Consider the following 18902-nt stretch of genomic DNA (forward strand, 5'->3'; position numbering starts at 1 on the left):
CCGCCGTGCCTGCCGACCCCGGAGCCGATCTTCCTGCCGGCCGGTGAGGCGGCGGAGGGGTGCACACCGGAAACATGCGCTGCCGTGGCGGATTCTTTGCCGGTGAGCCGTTCCGCGCTCGACGAACATCCGGTTGCGTGAGCTCCTTGCCCGCGTCGGCGCCCTGATGCGAAGCATGTCCACGTCCTTGACCAACCGCAGGGTCGAGAAGGTCGACGGCCGCTTCCACGACAAACGGCGTGCGCCACGCCGACTGCCCGGCAGAACCTACGAGCCCACGCCCGGAGCGAGGACGATCGTCGGCGGCCTACGGCGAGCCTCCGCTTGTCGGTGACCCGGAAAAGGCCGGCGCGCTCACGGACGGCCTGTTCTCCGATCCGGTCGACTTCGTCCACACCGGCCTCGACGGGTCGAGGCCGGGAAGATCGTTTCTCGCCGACAGCTTCGGCGTGGCGGCCAGGGCCTCTCCGGCCGGTGATCCCTCGTGAGAGCTACCGCGAATGTTCGTTCCAGGGGGATGGTACGCCCTGCTCAGATCCCTAATCTCACCTTGGACCGCGGGGAACACTGCGGAAACCTGATCGAGAGGATCGCGAGCATGGCGTCCACGGAGCCCCAGGAAAACACCATTCCGCAGGCCGACCTCTCCACGGGGCGGCACCGGTTGCGCACGTTCCGGTTTCCCGTCCTGCTGGTCGCGTTGTTCGGCGTGATGGTGGCGAGCGCCGGGATCAACCAGCTCGTCTCTCCCGTACCGGTTCTCGCCCTGCCGGTGGGGATCGGCCTGGCCATCGCCGCGGTGACCTGTTACCGCCGGCTCTGCAGGACCGTCGAGCTCCGCCCGAACATTTCCGAACTGGAGAAGACGGGCAGATGGTCGCTGTTGCGACGTGGGGCGCTGCTCGGGTCCGGCCTGTTCACCGCGTTGATGGTGCTGATCGCGGTGTTCGGTGGTTGGCAGGAGGTGTCCTGGGGTTCCTTCGGCGGTTTTCTCGGCACCGCGGGCATGATGGCGAGCGTCGCCGTCGCCGAGGAACTGGTGTTCCGCGGGGTCGTGTTCCGCATCATGGAGGAACGCACCGGCACCGTGATCGCTTTGGTCGTGTCCACGCTGCTGTTCGGCGCGACCCACCTGGTCAACGTCAACGCCACGCTGTGGGGCGCCCTCGCGATCGCCCTCACGGGCGGGACCATGACGACCGCCGCCTACGTCGTCACCCGCTCGCTGTGGCTGCCCATCGGCCTGCACTTCGCCTGGAACTTCACCCACGCCGGGGTCTTCGGCGTCATGCTCTCCGGATCGGACGTGCCGCCCCACGGCCTGCTGAACGTCACGCTGTTCGGCCCGTCCGCGCTGACCGGCGGCGCCTTCGGACCCGAGGCCAGCCTGCTCGCCCTGCTGGTCTGCCTGGCCCCCACGATCGTCCTGCTGCGACGGGCGGCCCGAGCGGGCCAGATCCGGCACCGCCCCCGCCGCGCCGGGCCCTCCGCCTGACGCACGCGCCGGCGGGGTCGCTACGGCGAAACGTCACAAAGAGCACATGAGAGTTGTCATCGGCGCTTGGTTACTCGGGCTACTGCCGCTTCCGCTCCCTGTCCGGAAGGGTCGTTCACGTGACGTTCTGCCACTCGGACAGGGAAAGATCATTATGAGAATGCACGCTGCGGGGTCACTGCTGCTGTTGCTGACGATGGCCGTGGGCGCGGCGCCGCCGAGCGCCGCCTCGGCGGCCGTGTCGCCGGCCCGGAAGGCTGCCGCCGAGGCGGTGCCGGCCGGAGGAGTGACCGGAGTGCGGGTGCCGAAGCTGAAATGGGCCCCGTGCGCTGACAAGCCGGGCCTGCAGTGCGCCACCGCGGAGGTGCCGCTCGACTACACGCGTCCGCGCGGCCGGACGGTGAGCCTGGCGCTGGCCAAGATCCCCGCCGCGGATCCCGCCCGGCGGCTGGGGTCCCTGGTGGTGAACCGGGGCGGCCCCGGCTACTCGGCCGTCGACTACCTGGGAGGCATCGTCGCGGGCACAGTGGCCGCCCCGGTGAACGCCGACGTGCGGGCCAGGTACGACATCATCGGTGTCGATCCGCGTGGCTCGGGGCGGAGCGTGCCGGCCGTACAGTGCTTCGAGGACGCGGAGGAGGCGGCCGCGCTCTCCCGCGGCGTGTCCAACGTGCCTCTGACGGCGGCGGAGAAGAAGAAAAGGGCCGAGGCCGACTCCCGGTACGCGGGCATGTGCCGCGCGCGGAGCGGCACCCTGCTCGACCACGTCAGCAGCGTCGCGATAGCGCGCGACCTCGACGTGGTGCGTGCGGCGCTCGGCGAGAAGCGGCTGAACTATCTGGGCCAGTCCTACGGCACCTACCTCGGCATGGTCTACGCGAACCTCTTCACGAGCAGGACGGGCCGGTTCGTCTTCGACAGCGTCATCGACCCCACGCGGAGAGACACGGGCGTGCCGGGCACCACGCCGTCGGCCCGTACCGGCAGCGACGTCGCCACCAAGCAGACGCTGGAGGAGTTCTTCCGGCTGTGCGGGGAAGGCGGCGATCGGTGCGGGTTCGGCGACGGTGACCCGGAGGCGGCCTTCGAGCACATCCTCAAGAAGCTGCGCAAGGGGCCCGTGCCGCTCAAGGCGGGCGACGGCACCACCGTCCCTCTCACCTACTCGTTCGTGGTCACGTGGACCGGGCAGTGGCTCTACCAGCCGATGTACTGGAACGTCAAGGGTGGCGGGGCGCCGTTCCTGAAGGCCGTCAGCGAGGCGATCGAGAATCCGTCAGGCGCTCCGGGCGCGGCCCTCGCGGCTGAGGTGACGCAGTTGCAGCAGATCGGCGTCGGCGGTCTGTCCTACACCACGCCGATCACCGCCGCCTATCTTGGCGTCACCTGCGGGGAGACGGACGGCCCCAGGACCGCCAGGAAGCTGGGGCAGCTCGCGACGGAACGCGACCGCCGCGCGGGCCCGTTCGGTACGCTGCGCGCCTACGCCGACAGCCCGTGCGTGTCCTGGAAGAGCACGAACGAGCTGCGGCACGAGGGCCCGTGGAACGCCCGCACCGGCGAGCCCGTGCTCATCCTGAGCAGCAGGTTCGACCCGGCCACTCCCCTGTGGTCGGCCCAGCGTGTGCACAGGATGCTGCCGAACAGCCGGCTGCTGATCAACGAGGGCTGGGGCCATGTGACGGCCCAGCAGTCCACCTGCATGGTGGAGGCGACGTCCCGCTATCTGACGGGCGGCACGCTGCCTGCCGGCGGAGCCACGTGCCGGCCTGACACGATCCCGTTCGCCGGCTGAGGCGCTCACCCCTGGTGGTGGCCGCCTGTGAAGGCGGCCACCACCAAGGAGCGGGGATCAGGAACCGGGGCAGGTGTCGCGGTATTCCTCGATGGCGAGGCCGCTGGGCGCCGGGCAGAGGAATAGCTCGTAGCGGGTGTCGTCGTCGACGAACCGCTTGAGCCAGGACACCATCGACCTGGCCATCGTGGTGTTGGGGTCTGCGGGAAGAAGTGGCTGGCGCCGTTCAGTTCGAGGTACGCCTTCTCCGCCCCGACCAGCTCTTCGTCAGGTTCCACGGCGCGATCGGCACGGCCGCCTGGAGCGAGGACCGGTCGTCGGCGGCCTCCAGCGAACCTCCGCCGCCCATCGAGTGGCCGGCCACGGCGAGCCTGGGCAAGCTTGTCGACGTTCGCGCGCCGCAATGGGGGGTGGTGAGCTGCACGTCGTCTTACTCCCTGCTCGAAGTGGGGGTGACGGCGGCCAGTCGTGTGCCATGTCATACCTTTCCTTGATATTTCGCGGCACGGGCCACCTTGCCGAGCGGGCTCAGCGGGTCCACACGGAATCGGCCCGCCGTCTCCGGGCCAGCCGATCGGTGACGGCGGGCAGGAGCCCTGGGGGAGGGAAGAGCACGACCACGATGAGGACCGGGGCGTAGGCGGCCCAGGCGGGTCACATGGCCGCGCTTGCGTCGCCCATACGATAGGTTCCGTCGTCGAATGTGGCGGTCAGTTCCAATCGCCCGCCGATGGCCTCGACGTAGCGGGCCAGCACTTCTACCGAGGCCACATCGCCGTTCTCGATCTGGGACACGCGCATCTTGGTCACCCCCATCCTCCCGGCTACGTCGGACTGTGTGAGCCCGGCATTCTTGCGCCGTTCGGCCAGGTGCCATGCATGCACATACGCATCGATCATGCGCCGCGTCTCGGCCAGCGCCTTCTCTCCTCCGGCGCGCTCGTTCCGCTCGTCGGCGAGCCGGTAGGCGAGCACGTCGGTGTCAGCCGGCTCGTGGAGCCATGCGTCTACCTCGTCGGTCAGGCGGACCTCATACGGCACGCCTCAAAGTATAGTGAACCCTTTACTTTGAGGCGTCGCTGCTGTGTCCCTGTCAGCGAGTTCTCACGGATGGTTCTCTTCGCCTCCGGACCAGCCGATCGGTGACGGCGGGGAGGAGGCCCTGGGGGAGGAAGAGGACGACGACGATGAGGACGAGGGCGTAGACGGCGTACGAGAACACGCTCGGCGCGTACGTCGGCATGCCCGGCAGCGAGCTGAGGGTGTTGAGTCCCTGCAGGAGCAGCGTGATCGCGCTCGCCCCGATGACGGCGCCCCACGTTGTGCCGAGCCCTCCGACGACGGCCATGACGATGTACTGGATGGACATGAGCACCGGGAACGACCCCGGGGCCACGTAGCCGGTGTAGAAGCAGTAGATGCCGCCCGCCAGCCCGGCGAAGGCCGCCGACAGCGCGAACACGGTCAGCTTGTAGCGGCCGACCGGGATCCCCGAGGAGGCGGCCGCGGTCTCGCTGGTGGCCAGGGCGCGCAGGGCGCGGCCGGGCCGCGAGGTGATGACGTTGTGCGTCACCAGCATCACCAGCGCGACGCCCGCCCAGGTCAGGTACGCGTACGTTGTCGCGCCCTCCGCCTCCCACGACCCGACGGAGAACTGCGGGATGGCCTGCAGCCCGATGTCGCCGCCGGTGAACTCGAGCTGACCGGCCAGCGACAGCAGGATGAGCTGCATGGCGAGCGTCGCGAAGGCCAGGTGGTGCCCGCGCAGCCGCAGCAGCGGCGTGCCGATCACGAGCGCCGACAGGGCGGCGACCACGGGCGCGGCGATCAGGCCCGCGAGGGGCGGCACGCCGTTGAGCGCGAGCAGCGCGGCGGTGTAGGCGCCGATGGCGTAGAAGGCGCCCTGGCCGAGCGAGACCTGACCGGCGTACCCCATGAGCAGCGACACCCCGACGGTGACCATGGCGGCCAGGCCGAGCAGGATGTAGACGGGCAGCGCGCTCTCGTCGAGCACGGACGGCAGCGCGAGCGTGACGGCGGCGATCAGCAGCCCGGCCACCAGCCTGATCATGTGGACTCCAGGGAGATGACCGAGCGGCGGCCCGCTTGGACGATCATGACGACGAGCATGAGACCCAGGGCCACCTCCAGCTGGTGGGAGCCGTAGCCGTAGCCGGCGGCCATGGTCTCGGCCACGCCGAGCAGGAGCGCGCCGATGAGCGTGACGACGGGCCGGGTGAGGGCGCCGAACACGGCGGCGGCGAACCCGTTCACGATGAGCGTGACGTCGGTGTCGAACGAGATCGGCCGCAACGGCGTCACCAGCACCCCGGCGATGCCGCCGAGCAGCCCGCCCAGCGCGAACGCCAGCAGCCCCATCTTCCTGACGTCGATGCCGACGACCCGGGCCGCGTACGGGTTGGAGGCGCAGGCCGTCAGCGCCTTGCCCAGGTAGGTACGGCCGAAGAAGAGCGCCAGCAGCACGAACGTGGCCGTCGTCACGCCGATGACGAGCAGGTGCTGGGTCTGGATGCGCGCGCCCGCCACGATCATCGAGCCGGCCAGGCCGGGCGCCGAGCGTGGCTGGTCACCCCACAGGACGATCTCGACGGCGTACGCGAGCACGCCCACGCCGAGCGTGACGATCAGTGCCGACAGCGGCGTGGTGCCGCGCTTGCCGATGGCGGCCAGCCCGGTGAGCAGGCCCGCGACCGCCGCGGCCAGCACGGCGGCCAGCTCGCTCAGCCCGTGCGGGAACCCGAGGCCGAGCAGCGAGGACGTGCACAGTCCCGCGACGACGGCGAACGTGCCCTGGGCGAAGTTGACCACGCCGGTGACCCGGTGGATGGCGACCAGGCCGCTGGCGATGAGCGCGATCGCGCACCCGACCGCCAGACCGTTCAGGAGGTAGGTGAGGAATGCGCTCATGTGGCCGCCCCTCGCCGGCGCGTTCTCATGTGACCGCCCTTCCGGGATGCGCTCATGTGATCGCCCCGCCCAGGTACGCGCTGGCCACGCGCGGGTCGTCGGCCAGCACCGCGCACTCGCCCTCGGTCACCAGCCGCCCGGACTCCAGCACGTACGCCCGCCGGCACAACTCGAACGCCAGCCGCGCGTTCTGCTCGATGAGCAGCACGGTCAGCCCCTGCTCGGAGTTGAGCGCGGTGAGGTGGGCGGCCAGGTCGGCGGTCACGGTGGGGGCGAGGCCCAGGGAGAGCTCGTCCACGACGAGCACGTCGGGCCGCGACATCATGGCCCGGCCGAAGGCCACCATCTGCTGTTCGCCGCCGGACAGCACTCCCGCGCGCCGGCCGGCGAGCTCGGCGAGCCGGGGCAGCAGGTCGTAGACGAGGGAGGGGTCGCGCTGCCCCGAGCGCCAGCCGCCCAGCGCGAGGTTGTCGGCCACGCTCAGGTCGGGGAAGAGCTGGCGGCCCTCGGGGATGAGCGCCACCCGGCCGTCGGAGCGCACGGTGCCGGAGGTGGGCTTGAGCAGGCCGGCGAGCGTGTTGGCGAGCGTCGACTTGCCGGCGCCGTTCGGGCCGAGCAGGGCGACCATCTCGCCGCGCCCCACCGTGAGGGTGAGGTGGTCGAGCGCGGTCGCGGTGCCGTACGAGACCACCAGGTCCTTGACGTCGATCATGAGGCCTGTCCGAGATAGGCGGCGAGCACCAGCGGGTCGGCCCGCACCTCGGCGGGGGTGCCGTCGGCGATGACCTGCCCCAGGTCGAGCACCACGACGCGGTCGGCGAGCCGGGTCACGAACGCCACGTCGTGCTCGATGAGCAGGATCGTCAGGCCGCTCGCCCGCAGTTCCTCGATCAGCGTGGCGAGGCGTTCGCGTTCGTTGCCGCGCAGGCCGGAGGCGGGCTCGTCGAGCAGCAGCAGCCTGGGCCGCGCGCACAGGGCGCGGGCGAGTTGCAGCGCCCGCTGCTGGCCGATGGGCAGCAGGTCGGCGGGCTGGTCGGCCCACTCGGCCAGACCCACGCGGTTGAGGGCGCGGTCGGCCTCTGCGACGATCTCGCGCTCGTCGCGCCGGTGCCGGGGCAGCCGCAGCGCGGCCGAGACGAACCCCGCCCGGGTGCACCCGTGCAGCCCCACCATGGCGTTCTCCCTGACCGTCATGCCGCGGAAGACGCGGGCGGCCTGGAAGACGATGGACATGCCGAGCCTGGCCCGCCGGTGCGCCGCGAGCCGGTCGACGCGGTGCCCGAGGAAGGAGATCCGGCCGTGCTCGGCGGCCAGGTGGCCGGTGATGAGGTTGAACAGCGTGGACTTGCCGGCGCCGTTCGGGCCGATGACGCCGCAGACTTCGCCGTCCGCGACGCTCAGCGAGACGTCGCGGACGGCGTAGACGCCCCCGAAGGAACGCGAGACCCCGGTGACCTCCAGCACGCCCTACCCCGCCGCGGTGACGGTCTTGGCGAGTTGTTCCTCGGCCCACTCGGTGGGGACGAACTGGCCGTCCTTCACCGTGTTGACCGAGATGTACTCCGGGGAGAGCCCGGAGTGGTCGGTGGGGGAGTAACGGAAGAGGCCGTTCGGCGTGATCAGCTCCATCTTCTCCAAAGCCTGCTGGATCTTGGTCTTGTCGGTGCTGTTCGCCTTCCTGATCGCCTCGAACAGCAGCAGGCTCGCGCTGTATCCGTCCTGCGCGAACTGCGGCGGAGGATAGCCGTGTTTCTGCTCGTACGGTGTGGCCATCTGGTCGATGACCTGCTTCTGCTTGCCGTCGGGCAGGTGCTCGCCGACCACGCCGATGGCGCTCTGCACGATCATGCCCTCCGCGGCGTCACCCATCGGCTCCAGCCAGAGCTTGCTGGCCTGCGACCCGGTCAGGAACAACGGCGTCTTGAGCCCGGAGGACACGTACTGCTTGGCGGCGGTCACGCCGGGCGCGCCGGAGCCCCAGAACACGAGCGCCTCGGCCGGCGAGTCGCGCACGTGCTGGAACAGCGGGCTGAAGTCGGAGGTCGTGGTCTCGTACGACTCGTCGACGGCGATCGTCACGCCGTACCTGGGGGCCAGCTCGACCATCGCCTCGTGCCCGGAGACCGAGTAGGCGCTCTTGGAGTCCCAGGCGACGGCGACCGTCTTGATGCCCTCGGCCTGGATGTACTGCAGGTAGCGCTCGGCGTACATGCTGGACAGGGCCGGGGTGACGAAGATGTACGGCTTGACCGGGTCGACCTGCTCCTGCGTGGGGGCCAGCGACAGGTACGGCATCTTGTCGCGCTGCGCGAGCGGCTCGACCGCGAGCGCCGAGTTGGAGAAGACCGGCCCGATCAGCGCGTCGATCTCGCCCTTGATCTGGTTGTAGGCCACGATGCCCTGGTCGGGGGCGGTCTTGTCGTCGCGGGTGACCAGCTCGACCGTGCGGCCGAGCAGTCCGCCCTGCGCGTTGACCTGTTCGACCGCCAGCTCGACGGCCTTCTTGTCCTCGCTGCCGAGCGGGGTGTAGTTGCCGGTCAGGGAGACGATGAGCCCCACCTTGATCGGATCTTGCGCGCTCGACCCGTCACCGCCGCCGCCGCTGCCGCCGCACGCGGCGACGGCGAGCACGAGAACGGCCAGGGACGGGAGCAACCTGCGCATCAGGACCTCCGTGCTCACTGCGTGAGGCGGCTCGGTCGCTAGGGAGCCGTCGCGTGTGGCCCGAATGTAGGCAGGTACATTACGGCTGTCAATAGATTGCCGAATATCTGGGGGAGGGCTGGATGCGGCCTCAATCGGTGATTCTGACCTTTCTAGGAGATCACGTATACGGTCGAGGGGTCTGCGTCGCGTCGAGAAGTTTCATCGAGGCGTTCGCCAGGGTGGGGATCTCCGAGGAGGCCACGCGCTCGACGCTGACCCGCATGGTCCGCCGCGGCCTGCTGCGCCGGCGTCGTTCGGGCCGGCGCATGTACTTCGGCCTGACCCCTACGAGCGCCGAGGTGCTCAAGGACGGTGAGCGGCGCATCTGGCACAGCGGCGTGGTCAACGACGCGGACGACGACCGCTGGACCCTGATCGGCTTCTCACTGCCCGAGTCGTGGCAGCGGCAGCGGCACGAGCTGCGCTCGCGGCTGATCTGGGCCGGATTCGGGCCGCTGCAGAACGGGCTCTGGATCGCCCCCGGCGAGGTGGACCCCGCCGAGGTGGTCGAGGACCTCGGGGCGAACGTGAAGGTCTTCTCCGCCGAACCGAGACGTCCGACCGACATGCCCACCCTGGTGCGCGACGCGTACGACCTGGAGGGCCTCGGAGATCGTTACCGGGAGTTCCTGCGCCGCTGGGATCAGGCCGATCCCGCGCCCGAGGCGCCCGACGACCTGGCCCGCTCGCTGATGTTGCTCACCGGCTGGCTGCAGATCATCAGGGCCGATCCGCGGCTCCCGCTGCGTTACCTTCCGGACGACTGGCCGGCGGAGAAGGCCCAGCGGGTCTGCCACGCGCTGCACGAGCGTTTCAGAGGGGAGGCGGTGGCGGTCGCGGACGGGCTCCTTGACACCGTCCTCGACGAAAGTTGGGCAGAACGGTGACAGCGATCGCCAAGTGGCCTAACTTGAGGGCTTGAGCGTCAAGGAGTGCCGATGCGGAATCAGGGGACAGGCTCGTGGCCGGCACGCAGGGCGCGCATGACGCCCGAGCGGGTGGCGCTGAGCTACCTCGGGCACGATCGCACCTACCGTGACCTGCGCGACCGTACGTACCGGCTGGCCTCGGCGCTGTCCGGTCTCGATGTGCGGCGCGGCGACCGGGTGGCCTTCCTGGGGGCCAACCAGCCTTCGATGGTGGAGACGTTCTTCGCCGCGGGGCTGCTGGGCGCGGTGTTCGTCCCGCTCAACACCCGGCTGGCCACGCCCGAGCTGCGCTACATCCTGGAGGACGCCGACGCGAAGCTCCTCGTGCGGGGCGAGGGGCGGGACGGCGCCGGGCTGCCGGGCGAGCACATCCCGCCGGACGCGTACGACGACCTCCTGGGGAGCGGATCGCCCGAGCCCGTCGACGAGCCCGTGGGCCAGGACGACGTGTGCCTGATCATGTACACGTCGGGCACGACCGGCCGCCCCAAGGGCGCCATGCTCACCCACGGGAACCTGACGTGGAACACCGTCAACCTGCTGGTCGACGTGCCCTTCGCGCACGACGAGGTGACGCTGGTCAGCGCCCCCCTGTTCCACATCGCGGCGCTGGCCCAGACGCTGATCCCGACCGTGCTCAAGGGCGGCAGGGTGGTCCTGGAACCGTCGTTCGACGTGGAGCGCACGTTCGACCTGATCGCGTCGGAGCGGGTCACGGTGATGTTCGGGGTGCCGTCGATGTTCGGCTTCCTCGCGCGCTCGCCGCGCTGGGCGGGGGCCGACCTGTCGAGCCTGCGCCACCTGCTGTGCGGTGGCGCGCCGGTGCCCGAGCCGCTGATCAGGACGTACCAGGAGCGGGGGCTGACGTTCCTGCAGGGGTACGGCATGACCGAGACCGCGCCGGGCGCCCTCTTCCTCGGCGCCGAGCACTCGATCGACAAGGCGGGCACGGCCGGTGTGCCCTGTTTCTTCTCGGACGTCCGCCTGGTCACGCCCGACGGCTCCGCGGCCGGGCCCGGCGAGCCGGGCGAGGTGTACGTCCAGGGCCCGAACGTGATGCCCGGCTACTGGGGGCGGCCCGAGGAGAGCGCGAAGGTGCTCTCGCCGGACGGCTGGTTCCGCTCGGGAGACGTCGGCGTCGCCGACGAGGACGGCTACGTACGCATCTCCGACCGGCTCAACGACGTGATCATCTCCGGTGGCGAGAACGTCTACCCCGCCGAGGTGGAGAGCGTCCTGTACGGCCACGAGGCGGTCGCCGAGTGCGCGGTGATCGGCGTGCCCGACGACCGGTGGGGCGAGGTCGGCAAGGCCCTGGTGGTGACGCGGCCGGGAGCCAAGGCCGACCCCGCCGAACTGCTGGCGTACCTGGACGGGCGGCTGGCCCGCTTCAAGATCCCGAAGTCTCTGGAACTCGTCCCCGAACTGCCCAAGAACGCGGCGGGCAAGCTGCTCAAAGCCCCGCTGCGCACGCTCTACGGAGGCTCCGACGACGGCCTCCATCCGAGGAGATGATCAGCAGTGCGCACCACACCCCCTTTCCGCGCCGACCACGTCGGCAGCCTCCTGCGCCCGGCCGCGCTGCTCCGCGCCCGCGAGAACCTCACGGGCGACGCGCTGCGAGAGGCGGAGGACAAGGCCATCAGGGAGGTGGTCCGCCGGCAGGAGGAGACCGGCCTGCAGAGCGCGACGGACGGTGAGTTCAGGCGGGCCTCCTGGCACATGGACTTCATCTACCAGCTCGGCGGCATCGGCCAGGCCACCGACGAGCACATCACGGTCCGCTTCCACAACGAGCAGGGCGACATCGAGTTCACCCCGGCGGCGCTGCGGGTCCACGACCGGATCAAGCTGAACGAGCCGGTCTTCGCCGACGACTTCGCCTTCCTGCGCGACACGCTGGCCGCCCGGGGCGCGGGCGTCGTACCCAAGCTGACCGTCCCGTCGCCGAGCATGGTCCACTACCGGGGCGGGCCCGCGGCCATCGACCGCGAGGTCTACCCGGACGTGGAGGAGTTCTGGAGAGACCTCAGCGCGGCCTACGCCGAGCAGGTGCGCAGGATCGGCGCGCTGGGCTGCACCTACCTGCAGTTCGACGACACCAGCCTGGCCTACCTCAACGACCCGGCCCAGCGGGCCGAGCTGGCCGCGCGCGGCGACGACGCCGACCACATGCACCTGCGCTACATCCGCCAGATCAACGCCGCGCTCGCGGCCAAGCCCGACGGCATGACGGTCACGACGCACATGTGCCGCGGCAACTTCCGGTCCTCCTGGGCGGCGGAAGGCGGGTACGACTTCGTCGCCGAGGCACTGTTCGGCGAGCTGAAGGTGGACGGGTTCTTCCTGGAGTTCGACGACGAGCGGTCGGGCGGGTTCGAGCCGCTGCGGTTCGTGCCGCCGGGCAAGATGGTGGTGCTGGGACTCGTCACCACCAAGTCCGGCGAGCTGGAGTCGAAGGACACGCTCAAGCGGCGCATCGACGAGGCCGCGAAGTTCGTCGACCTCGACCAGCTCTGCCTGTCGCCGCAGTGCGGGTTCTCCTCCACCGTCGAGGGCAACCAGCTCACGGCCGACGAGCAGTTCGCCAAGCTCGCCCTGATCGTCGAGACCGCCCAGGAGGTCTGGGGCTGACCGTCAGGGGTCCTGGAGCGTCACGACCGTTTATGTGAGCCTGGCCTGCTCGGCGGCCCACACCACGCGGTGCGTCATGAGGCTCTCGGCCGCGTCCGACTGGAGCAGGGTGGCATCGCCCGAGGCCACGGCGGCGAGGAAGGTGCGCCAGCCGGTCGACGTCGTGGCAGGCCTTGGCCAGCAACATCGGCGCCGAGGTGTCCTGCCGCCGCCAGTGGCCGCGCACGAACGAGTGCGCCTGGTTCCACCAGCCGACCGGCTCCAGGTGCTGGGCGCCGACGAGCCGCCCGATCCTGCCCTCGTCCACCGGTTCCTTCATCGGGCGCGTGTAGGGCGTGTGGCGCAGCACGTGGCAGACCGCGAGCAGGATGCCGTTGCGCCGGGCCGCTTCGGCGATCCTGGAAGGTCTTCGACCTGTGCCGTTCGGCGACCAGTTCCTCAACACCGCGATCATGGCGGCCGGGCGGGCGACCGGCCAGGTGCTGTTCTGCTCGATGGCCGCCTGCGCCTTCGCCCGGCTGCGCTTCCCCGGCAGAAACGTGCTGTTCGCGGTGTTCCTGCAACGGCAGTTCACGCCCTTCCACGTGACCGCGGCGGTGCCCGCGTTGAGCCGCCACGACGAAGCTGATGTTTCTCGATTCGTCGTGAAATTGTGGCGGGTGTCAGATTTGATCCGGTTTCCAGGTTGTCAGATCGTACTTTATTGCTATTGGGCGCCACATTCTGGAAAAGCGGACTTTCGCCTCCTGGGCCGTACCGGATCTGTCGATGCCGCGGCGGAAGTCGCGGTCGCCGGCGGTCGAGCCCCGGCAATTCTCGCCGGCCTGCCGCCGCGCCCAGGCGAGAAACGCGGCGTCGGCTTCGTACGAGGCGCGCAGCGCGTCGACGAGGGCGTCCTTGAGCTCCCCGCCGCCCGCGAGCGCCGTCATGCCGAGCGCACGGGCGTCGGTGAGCTGCTCGCGGCGACGGTCGGTGATGTCCTGGATGGTGTCGAGCCCGCGCCGCTCGCACCGGCGCGCGTGCTCGATGGCGTCGGAGAGGCTGGAACGGGCGGAGCTGCTGCTGGACAGCAGGTCGTTCACGGCCCAGGCCTGCTGCTCGGCCTGCTGCTCGGCCTGCTGTGTTGGCGGCGTCGCCGTCGTGCTCGGGGACGGCGTGGGCTCGTACGGCGAGGTGGGGGAGGGCTCGCCCGACAGGTGCCGGGGCGCGGACGGCCCGGACCCGGGCGTGCCCGCCGCCCCGCTCGCCGACTCCGCGGGTGCCGGGGCGCGGCCGGCGACGGCCCACCAGGTCACGGCGCCCACCAGGCCGGCGGCGGTCAGGCCGGTGAGCACGGGCATGCGCCGCCAGAGCGGCGCGCGCCGCCGCGGACGGAACGATCCGGAGCGGTAGGGGGCCGGCTCGGTCGTGCCGGGAGAGGGGAGCGGGGCACGGCAGCGCGGGCACTGGAGCAGGCCGCCGACGTCGGACCCGCATCGTCCGCACAGGCGGCTGGAGCCGGGGTCGTGGGTCAACGCATCCTCCCGCATATTTCATTAAGTCCGGCGAAATGCCACATTTGTCGTACGCGTTTTGCGCGCGCTTTGCTGACACCGAGACTATTTGAATAAGCTTTCCTGAGGCCGGTTCCGAAACGTAAAAGGAAGGCGGAACTCATGACCGTCGACAGCTCGTCAGCGAGGTCACGGCGCAGCGCGGATCCGTCATCGGGCCCGCCGCCCGTCAGCAACGCCACGCGCTACCTCTGCGCCGCCGCCTACCTCGACCACGGCTTCCGCAACCGGGTGCTCGACGAGCTGCTGTTCGACCCCTACCGCGCGGTCCCGCCCTCCTACGGCGGGTTCGATCTCATGCCGGTGCTCCACCACTGCCGCCGCGCCCGCGCGATCCTCACCGTGCGCGACGCGCTCATCACCCTGCTCGTCGCCGTCGGCCTGGTGCTCACCCCGCTCACCACGATCCTGTGGATGCTGCTCCTCGTTCCGTTCGTCCTGCTCACCGTCGACAGCGTCCGGCGCGCGCCGCTGCGCGTGCGCGTGACGATCCTGCTCGTGGGGGCCCTGTTCGTCGTGTGGCCCTTCGCGTACGCGCTGGTGCCGATGCTGGGCGACCTGAGCGGCTCAGGGCCGTCCTACGACAGCGGCTACGCACCGGAGTCCCCGCCCGGCGGCGGCAGCACACCGGCCGAGATCCTGTTCGTCCCGGTCACCACGCTCACCATCGTCGTGGCCTACCGCGTGGCGATCTACCTCACGCTCGCCGGCACCCTGCGGCCCGGCGCCCCCGAGCCCGTCACCGGGGTCACCCACCCGAGGACGGCCCGCCGCCTCGACTACATCCGCAGGGCCCAGTGGGGCAACGTGACGATGTACGCCAACGAGGACGCCTTCATGGGCGCCGGGACCATCGAGCGCAGCTGGTCGATCGCCGTCGAGCTCGACCGCGTACGCCACGACCACGTGAGCAGGCGGCGCATCGACCCCGTCGACATCGACCCGGTGGAGTTGCACACGTTCGTCCGCGAGCGCCTGAAGGACATGCGCGACCGTGTCCTGCGGCCCAACGAGGGCATCCAGCGTCTCGACATCGGCGACCACGTGGTGACCAGGGGCATCTTCACGGTCAGCCACTGGCACGGTGACCGGGCCAGGGCAGCGCATCCCATGATCGGCCAGCACGGCCTGCCCAAGTGCGAGGCCACGCAGGAGGAGATCGAGGCCATCATCCGCCACCCCCAGGGCGGCGTGCGCTACTACCAGCGGCTCACCATCAACAACGACGGCCAGGAGATCCGCGACGCCGGCGGCAACCTCGTCGCGCCCGCGGAGGATCAGGAGGCGCTGACGTCCGCCTTCATCTACCTCGCGGTCGAGGGCCGGATGCTCTACACCCAGTTCGTGGTGACCGTGCTGCCGCCCGCCCTGGGCGCCTACCACGTGGTCGACCAGCTGCCCACGATGACCGGCGTGGGGATCGCGTGGGAGGCGGTCAAGGTGTTCAAGCTGCGGCTGCTGCGCGACGTGCTGGCCGCTCCCGCACGGGTCGCCGGCACGGCGGTGCAGGCGGTGCGCAAGAGCCTGATGACCCCCGACCCGCGCAAGCACATCGTCTACCCGTACGGCGCCCGCTTCAGCGTTCGCGAGCTCGGCGCCGGCGCGGACCTGCAGACCCACATCCAGGTGCTCGACGTCACCAAATACACCCGGATGATCGAGCAGCGGCTCACCGAGGCGGTCCTCGACTTCCTGGAGGACCACGAGGTCGACACGGGGGCCTACCGGTTGCAGGCGGCCAGCGTGACCATGAACACGGTGTCCGTGGGCGCGGGCGGCTCGGTCAGCGGCCCCATCGCCTTCGGCCGGCACGCATCGGCCACCGTGCACACCGGCGCCCGGCCGGGCGCGTGACGAGCGAGGAGAGTGCCGTGGGCGACGAATACGGCATACACGTCAGCGGCGGCCAGGTCAGCGGCCCGATCGCGATGGGCTCGCACGCCCGCGCGGTCGTCGTCAACGGCGGCGAACCGGCGGGCGGGGAGGCGCAGGCGCTGCTGGCGCGGCTCGACCGCCTGCTCGCGGCGCACGAGGCCGACCTGGTGGAGCCCGCGCGGGCGCGCAGGGACGCGGGCGACGTCCGGCAGGAGCTGGCGGAGGCCGAGCCCGACCGGTCACGCATCCTCGACGCGCTCGGCCGACTCTCCACCCGCGCGGCCCAAGTCACCCCCATCGTCGAGGTCATCACCCAACTTCGCGCCCTCTTCCCCTGACGCGGTGGCGCGGTGGGTTGCGGATCAGCGGTAGACGGCGACGGCGGCCTCGCCGACGAGGGCGTCCACCACCGTGACCACCTCGCCCACCACGGGAGAGCTGTCGCGGGCGATCTCGCGCAGGCGGCCGACGAGCCGGGCGCTCGGCTGGTCCAGGTAGAGCTCCGCATCCAGCCGCAGCACGGCCACCAGCCCGCACAGCGCGGCGCACCGCGCGTCCGGCTGTTTCCAGCCCTCGACCGCCGAGCGTGCCCCTGCGGAGGCCCGGACGACGGAGGCGATGTCGGCGGGCTCGTACCGCGTGTACGGCAGCACACCGAGGCGGCGCCCGCTGACCTGGACCAGCACGCCCGAGCCGAGCAGCGCCTCCCGGGTGCGGTCGTGGATGCCGTCCGCCGTCTTCTTCACCAGATACCTGAGCTGCCTTCCGCCGCGGTGACGCAGAAGGGAGGAGACCAGGCCGTCGGCGATCGCGTCGCCGGTGGGGGCGCGCCGGGTGGCGGCTGCCTGGCCCTCGGCGACGGCGACGCGGCCACCGAGCGCGAGGTCGAGCAGCACGGCGCCGGCCAGCCCGAGCGACATCGACGACAGGTGGATCAGCGGCCTGCCGGACTGGTCGTGGGCGATGAGGTACAGGTCGTGGTGGAGGGGGAGGGCGTTCATGGAGCGCGGTTCCTCCTTCACCTTCGTACGGCCTCGGCGGGCATGCCGTCCAGGGTCGGCCGGCGGCCCATGGCGTAGAGGACGGCCAGCGCCACGACGCCAGCGCCCAGCCAGACGAGGCCCACCATCTGGGCGAGGACGTTGGCGTTGATCACCACGAAGACCAGGATGCCCATGCCGATCAGCGGCGCGACGAGGTGTGACCAGAGTCTGTCGGAGCCGAGGCGCAGCGCGTAGTGCACGATCACCGAGACGTGCAGGACGACGAAGGCGGCCATGGCGCCCATGTTGATGAGGCTGGTGAGGAGGTCGACGCCGTCGGAGCGGCCCGACATCCACAGCCCGATGCCCACGGACACCAGGGAGACGAGCACGATGGCGTTGGCCGGCACCGAGTGCCTGACGGACACCTTGGCGAGGAACGACGGCAGTTGCCGGTCGCGCGCCATCGCGTAGAGCAGGCGCGACACGGCGACCTGGGCGACCATGGTGTTGGCAACGCCCCAGGAGAGCGCGGTGGCGGTCAGGGTGACGTTCCTGAGCCATTCGCCGCCCGCCACGGCGGCGGCGTCGTAGAACGCGGTGCCGCTGTCCTGGCTCAGCAGCCCGTTCGGGTCGGGCACGAGCAGGGAGGCGACCCAGACCTGCGTGACGAAGAGCAGGCCGGCGAGCACCAGCGCCACCCGCATCGCCCTGCCCACCTGGGCGGATCCGCCGGTGGACTCCTCGACGAGCATGCTGATGCCGTCGAACCCGATGAACGACAGGACCGCCACGGACACCGCGGCGAACATCACCGGCCAGGAGAAGGTCTCCAGGTTGAACAGCGGGGACAGGCTGAACCCGTGGCCCTTGCCCTGGAGCAGCGCCCAGACGCCCACCAGGAGGAACAGTCCCAGGACGAGCAGCTCGAAGCCGATCATCATGCGGGTGAGCCGGACCGTCATGCGGATGCCGCGCAGGTTGATCCCGGTGTTCACGGCCACGAAGACGATCAGCCAGGCCCAGACGGGCACGTCCGGCACGATGTCGTGCATGGCCAGGGAGGCCACCAGGTAGAGCAGGCAGGGTACGAGGATGTAGTCGAGCAGGACCATCCATCCGGTCATGAACCCGACCGGAGGGGCGATGCCGCGCCCCGCGTAGTTGTAGACGGATCCTGAGAGGGGGAACGCCTTGACCATCTGCGCGTACGAGGCGGCGGTGAACAGCAGTGCGATCATTCCGACGAGGTACGCCAGCACCGGCATGCCGCCGGAGCGGGAGTAGACCAGGCCGAAGATCGCGAAAGGCGCGATCGGCACCATGAAGGCCAGGCCGTAGGACACGAGGTCGGTCAGCCCGACCCCGCGGCGTAACTCCTGTCGGTATCCGAACTGCTCGATGTTCTCTGAAGCGCGCACGACAAGCCTCTCCGTGTCGTCATGCAGGGTGGGGTTTCAGTCCGGCGATCCTCGCGTAGCCCGGTGCCGGGCCGCAAGGGTGATCACGGTGATGTGGCACATGGCAGTGGCGGCGCGCTTCAGTGCCGGCCGCGGCCCTTCTTCCCGGCGGAGTGCCCGCCGTGGATCATGTCGGGCCGCAGCGGCGGTGCCTGGCCGTAACCGATGGCGCCCATCATGCCCTGCTCCTGGTGGTACAGGTTGTGGCAGTGGAACATCCACTCGCCGGGGTTGCCGGCGTGCACGTCGATGTGGAGGCGCTCGCGCGGCTTGATGTTCACGGTGTCCTTGCGGGGCCCGTACCGTTTGCGGGCGCGCAGCTGGAAGGTGTGGCCGTGCAGGTGCATGGGGTGCCACATGGGTGACTGGTTGTCCAGGACGATCCTCAGCGTCTCGCCCGGTTCGACGCGCAGGCGCAGCGGGTCGCTCGCGAGCCGGTCGTTGAGCGTCCATTCGTTGCCCGACTCCCGCATGCCGAGCGTGACGGCGACGGCCCTGGTGGGGAGGGGGAGGTGGTCGGCGGGCCGGGCGTTCAGGTCCTGAT

17 protein-coding genes and 1 pseudogene are annotated in these 18902 nt (G+C 70.4%); 7 read left to right on the top strand and 11 right to left on the bottom strand.

All coding sequences use genetic code 11. From position 1 onward, the window contains the following. Positions 1 to 598: 598 nt before the first annotated feature. A complete protein-coding gene (locus tag E1267_RS33620; protein WP_132338635.1) occupies positions 599 to 1495 on the top strand; it encodes a CPBP family intramembrane glutamic endopeptidase in 897 nt (298 codons plus the stop codon). A 154-nt stretch (positions 1496 to 1649) separates the two neighbouring features. After that, entirely contained in the window at positions 1650 to 3290 is a 1641-nt protein-coding gene (locus E1267_RS33625) for an alpha/beta hydrolase (protein ID WP_165959947.1), read from the top strand. A 57-nt stretch (positions 3291 to 3347) separates the two neighbouring features. On the opposite strand, the pseudogene E1267_RS33630 reads toward E1267_RS33625, so the two are convergent. From E1267_RS33630 to E1267_RS33660, 7 genes and pseudogenes are all read right to left on the bottom strand, one after another. Beyond that, positions 3348 to 3663, bottom strand: a pseudogene (locus tag E1267_RS33630) (poly(ethylene terephthalate) hydrolase family protein); the annotation flags it as partial. A gap of 281 nt (positions 3664 to 3944) precedes the next feature. Next, positions 3945 to 4331, bottom strand: a complete 387-nt coding sequence (locus E1267_RS46820; RefSeq protein ID WP_246064426.1) for a helix-turn-helix domain-containing protein — start codon at positions 4329 to 4331, stop codon at positions 3945 to 3947. 52 nt (positions 4332 to 4383) lie between these two features. After that, the gene (locus tag E1267_RS33640; RefSeq protein WP_132338639.1) at positions 4384 to 5361 is read right to left on the bottom strand and encodes a branched-chain amino acid ABC transporter permease; all 978 of its coding nucleotides are present in this window, start codon (positions 5359 to 5361) and stop codon (positions 4384 to 4386) included. Further along, a complete protein-coding gene (locus tag E1267_RS33645; protein ID WP_132338641.1) occupies positions 5358 to 6218 on the bottom strand; it encodes a branched-chain amino acid ABC transporter permease in 861 nt (286 codons plus the stop codon). The genes E1267_RS33640 and E1267_RS33645 overlap by 4 nt, the downstream gene beginning before the upstream one ends. Before the next feature lie 52 nt (positions 6219 to 6270). Beyond that, on the bottom strand, positions 6271 to 6930 hold the full coding sequence (locus tag E1267_RS33650; protein ID WP_132338643.1) for an ABC transporter ATP-binding protein: 660 nt from the start codon (positions 6928 to 6930) through the stop codon (positions 6271 to 6273). Next, complete coding sequence (locus E1267_RS33655) at positions 6927 to 7682, bottom strand: ABC transporter ATP-binding protein (RefSeq protein WP_132338645.1); 756 nt, start codon at positions 7680 to 7682, stop codon at positions 6927 to 6929. Before E1267_RS33655 ends, E1267_RS33650 begins: the two co-directional genes overlap by 4 nt. 3 nt (positions 7683 to 7685) lie before the next feature. Further along, entirely contained in the window at positions 7686 to 8882 is a 1197-nt protein-coding gene (locus E1267_RS33660) for an ABC transporter substrate-binding protein (RefSeq protein WP_132338647.1), read from the bottom strand. Between the two features lie 122 nt (positions 8883 to 9004). Between E1267_RS33660 and E1267_RS33665 the strand changes: the two genes are divergently transcribed. From E1267_RS33665 to E1267_RS33675, 3 genes are read left to right on the top strand one after another with little or no spacing between them, the layout of a single operon-like run. Further along, on the top strand, positions 9005 to 9811 hold the full coding sequence (locus E1267_RS33665) for a PaaX family transcriptional regulator (RefSeq protein WP_132338648.1): 807 nt from the start codon (positions 9005 to 9007) through the stop codon (positions 9809 to 9811). A gap of 51 nt (positions 9812 to 9862) precedes the next feature. Further along, positions 9863 to 11368: an acyl-CoA synthetase gene (locus E1267_RS33670; protein ID WP_132338650.1), complete on the top strand. Its 1506-nt coding sequence runs from the start codon at positions 9863 to 9865 to the stop codon at positions 11366 to 11368. A 6-nt stretch (positions 11369 to 11374) separates the two neighbouring features. Beyond that, positions 11375 to 12487 (top strand): 5-methyltetrahydropteroyltriglutamate--homocysteine S-methyltransferase, encoded by a 1113-nt coding sequence (locus E1267_RS33675; RefSeq protein ID WP_132338652.1) that lies wholly within the window; start codon positions 11375 to 11377, stop codon positions 12485 to 12487. A gap of 662 nt (positions 12488 to 13149) precedes the next feature. Here E1267_RS33675 and E1267_RS44845 read toward each other — a convergent pair. Continuing rightward, positions 13150 to 14001: a hypothetical protein gene (locus E1267_RS44845; RefSeq protein WP_165959948.1), complete on the bottom strand. Its 852-nt coding sequence runs from the start codon at positions 13999 to 14001 to the stop codon at positions 13150 to 13152. A 141-nt stretch (positions 14002 to 14142) separates the two neighbouring features. Between E1267_RS44845 and E1267_RS33690 the strand changes: the two genes are divergently transcribed. Further along, on the top strand, positions 14143 to 15894 hold the full coding sequence (locus E1267_RS33690; RefSeq protein ID WP_132338654.1) for a hypothetical protein: 1752 nt from the start codon (positions 14143 to 14145) through the stop codon (positions 15892 to 15894). Positions 15895 to 15911: 17 nt separating this feature from the next. Next, positions 15912 to 16253 (top strand): hypothetical protein, encoded by a 342-nt coding sequence (locus E1267_RS33695; protein WP_132338656.1) that lies wholly within the window; start codon positions 15912 to 15914, stop codon positions 16251 to 16253. A gap of 24 nt (positions 16254 to 16277) precedes the next feature. Here E1267_RS33695 and E1267_RS33700 read toward each other — a convergent pair whose 3' ends face one another. The 3 genes from E1267_RS33700 to E1267_RS33710 all read right to left on the bottom strand — a co-directional run. Then, positions 16278 to 16916: a GOLPH3/VPS74 family protein gene (locus E1267_RS33700; RefSeq protein WP_132338658.1), complete on the bottom strand. Its 639-nt coding sequence runs from the start codon at positions 16914 to 16916 to the stop codon at positions 16278 to 16280. A 17-nt stretch (positions 16917 to 16933) separates the two neighbouring features. Next, positions 16934 to 18319, bottom strand: coding sequence for an APC family permease (locus E1267_RS33705; protein WP_246064427.1), 1386 nt, complete (start codon positions 18317 to 18319; stop codon positions 16934 to 16936). A 119-nt stretch (positions 18320 to 18438) separates the two neighbouring features. Next, positions 18439 to 18902 (bottom strand): multicopper oxidase domain-containing protein (locus tag E1267_RS33710; RefSeq protein WP_165959949.1); only part of this gene is annotated, 464 nt, incomplete at its 5' end.

The sequence above is a fragment of the Nonomuraea longispora genome (assembly GCF_004348345.1).
Lineage (GTDB): Bacteria > Actinomycetota > Actinomycetes > Streptosporangiales > Streptosporangiaceae > Nonomuraea > Nonomuraea longispora.

What these genes read in the sequence shown, in the direction of transcription:
- E1267_RS33625 (WP_165959947.1), top strand. Translation starts at nt 1,650, where the DNA reads ATGAGAATGCACGCTGCGGGGTCACTGCTGCTGTTGCTGACGATGGCC.
- E1267_RS33665 (WP_132338648.1), top strand. Translation starts at nt 9,005, where the DNA reads ATGCGGCCTCAATCGGTGATTCTGACCTTTCTAGGAGATCACGTATAC.
- E1267_RS33660 (WP_132338647.1), bottom strand. Translation starts at nt 8,882, where the DNA reads ATGCGCAGGTTGCTCCCGTCCCTGGCCGTTCTCGTGCTCGCCGTCGCC.
- E1267_RS33690 (WP_132338654.1), top strand. Translation starts at nt 14,143, where the DNA reads ATGACCGTCGACAGCTCGTCAGCGAGGTCACGGCGCAGCGCGGATCCG.
- E1267_RS33700 (WP_132338658.1), bottom strand. Translation starts at nt 16,916, where the DNA reads ATGAACGCCCTCCCCCTCCACCACGACCTGTACCTCATCGCCCACGAC.
- E1267_RS33620 (WP_132338635.1), top strand. Translation starts at nt 599, where the DNA reads ATGGCGTCCACGGAGCCCCAGGAAAACACCATTCCGCAGGCCGACCTC.
- E1267_RS33670 (WP_132338650.1), top strand. Translation starts at nt 9,863, where the DNA reads ATGCGGAATCAGGGGACAGGCTCGTGGCCGGCACGCAGGGCGCGCATG.
- E1267_RS33640 (WP_132338639.1), bottom strand. Translation starts at nt 5,361, where the DNA reads ATGATCAGGCTGGTGGCCGGGCTGCTGATCGCCGCCGTCACGCTCGCG.
- E1267_RS33650 (WP_132338643.1), bottom strand. Translation starts at nt 6,930, where the DNA reads ATGATCGACGTCAAGGACCTGGTGGTCTCGTACGGCACCGCGACCGCG.
- E1267_RS33645 (WP_132338641.1), bottom strand. Translation starts at nt 6,218, where the DNA reads ATGAGCGCATTCCTCACCTACCTCCTGAACGGTCTGGCGGTCGGGTGC.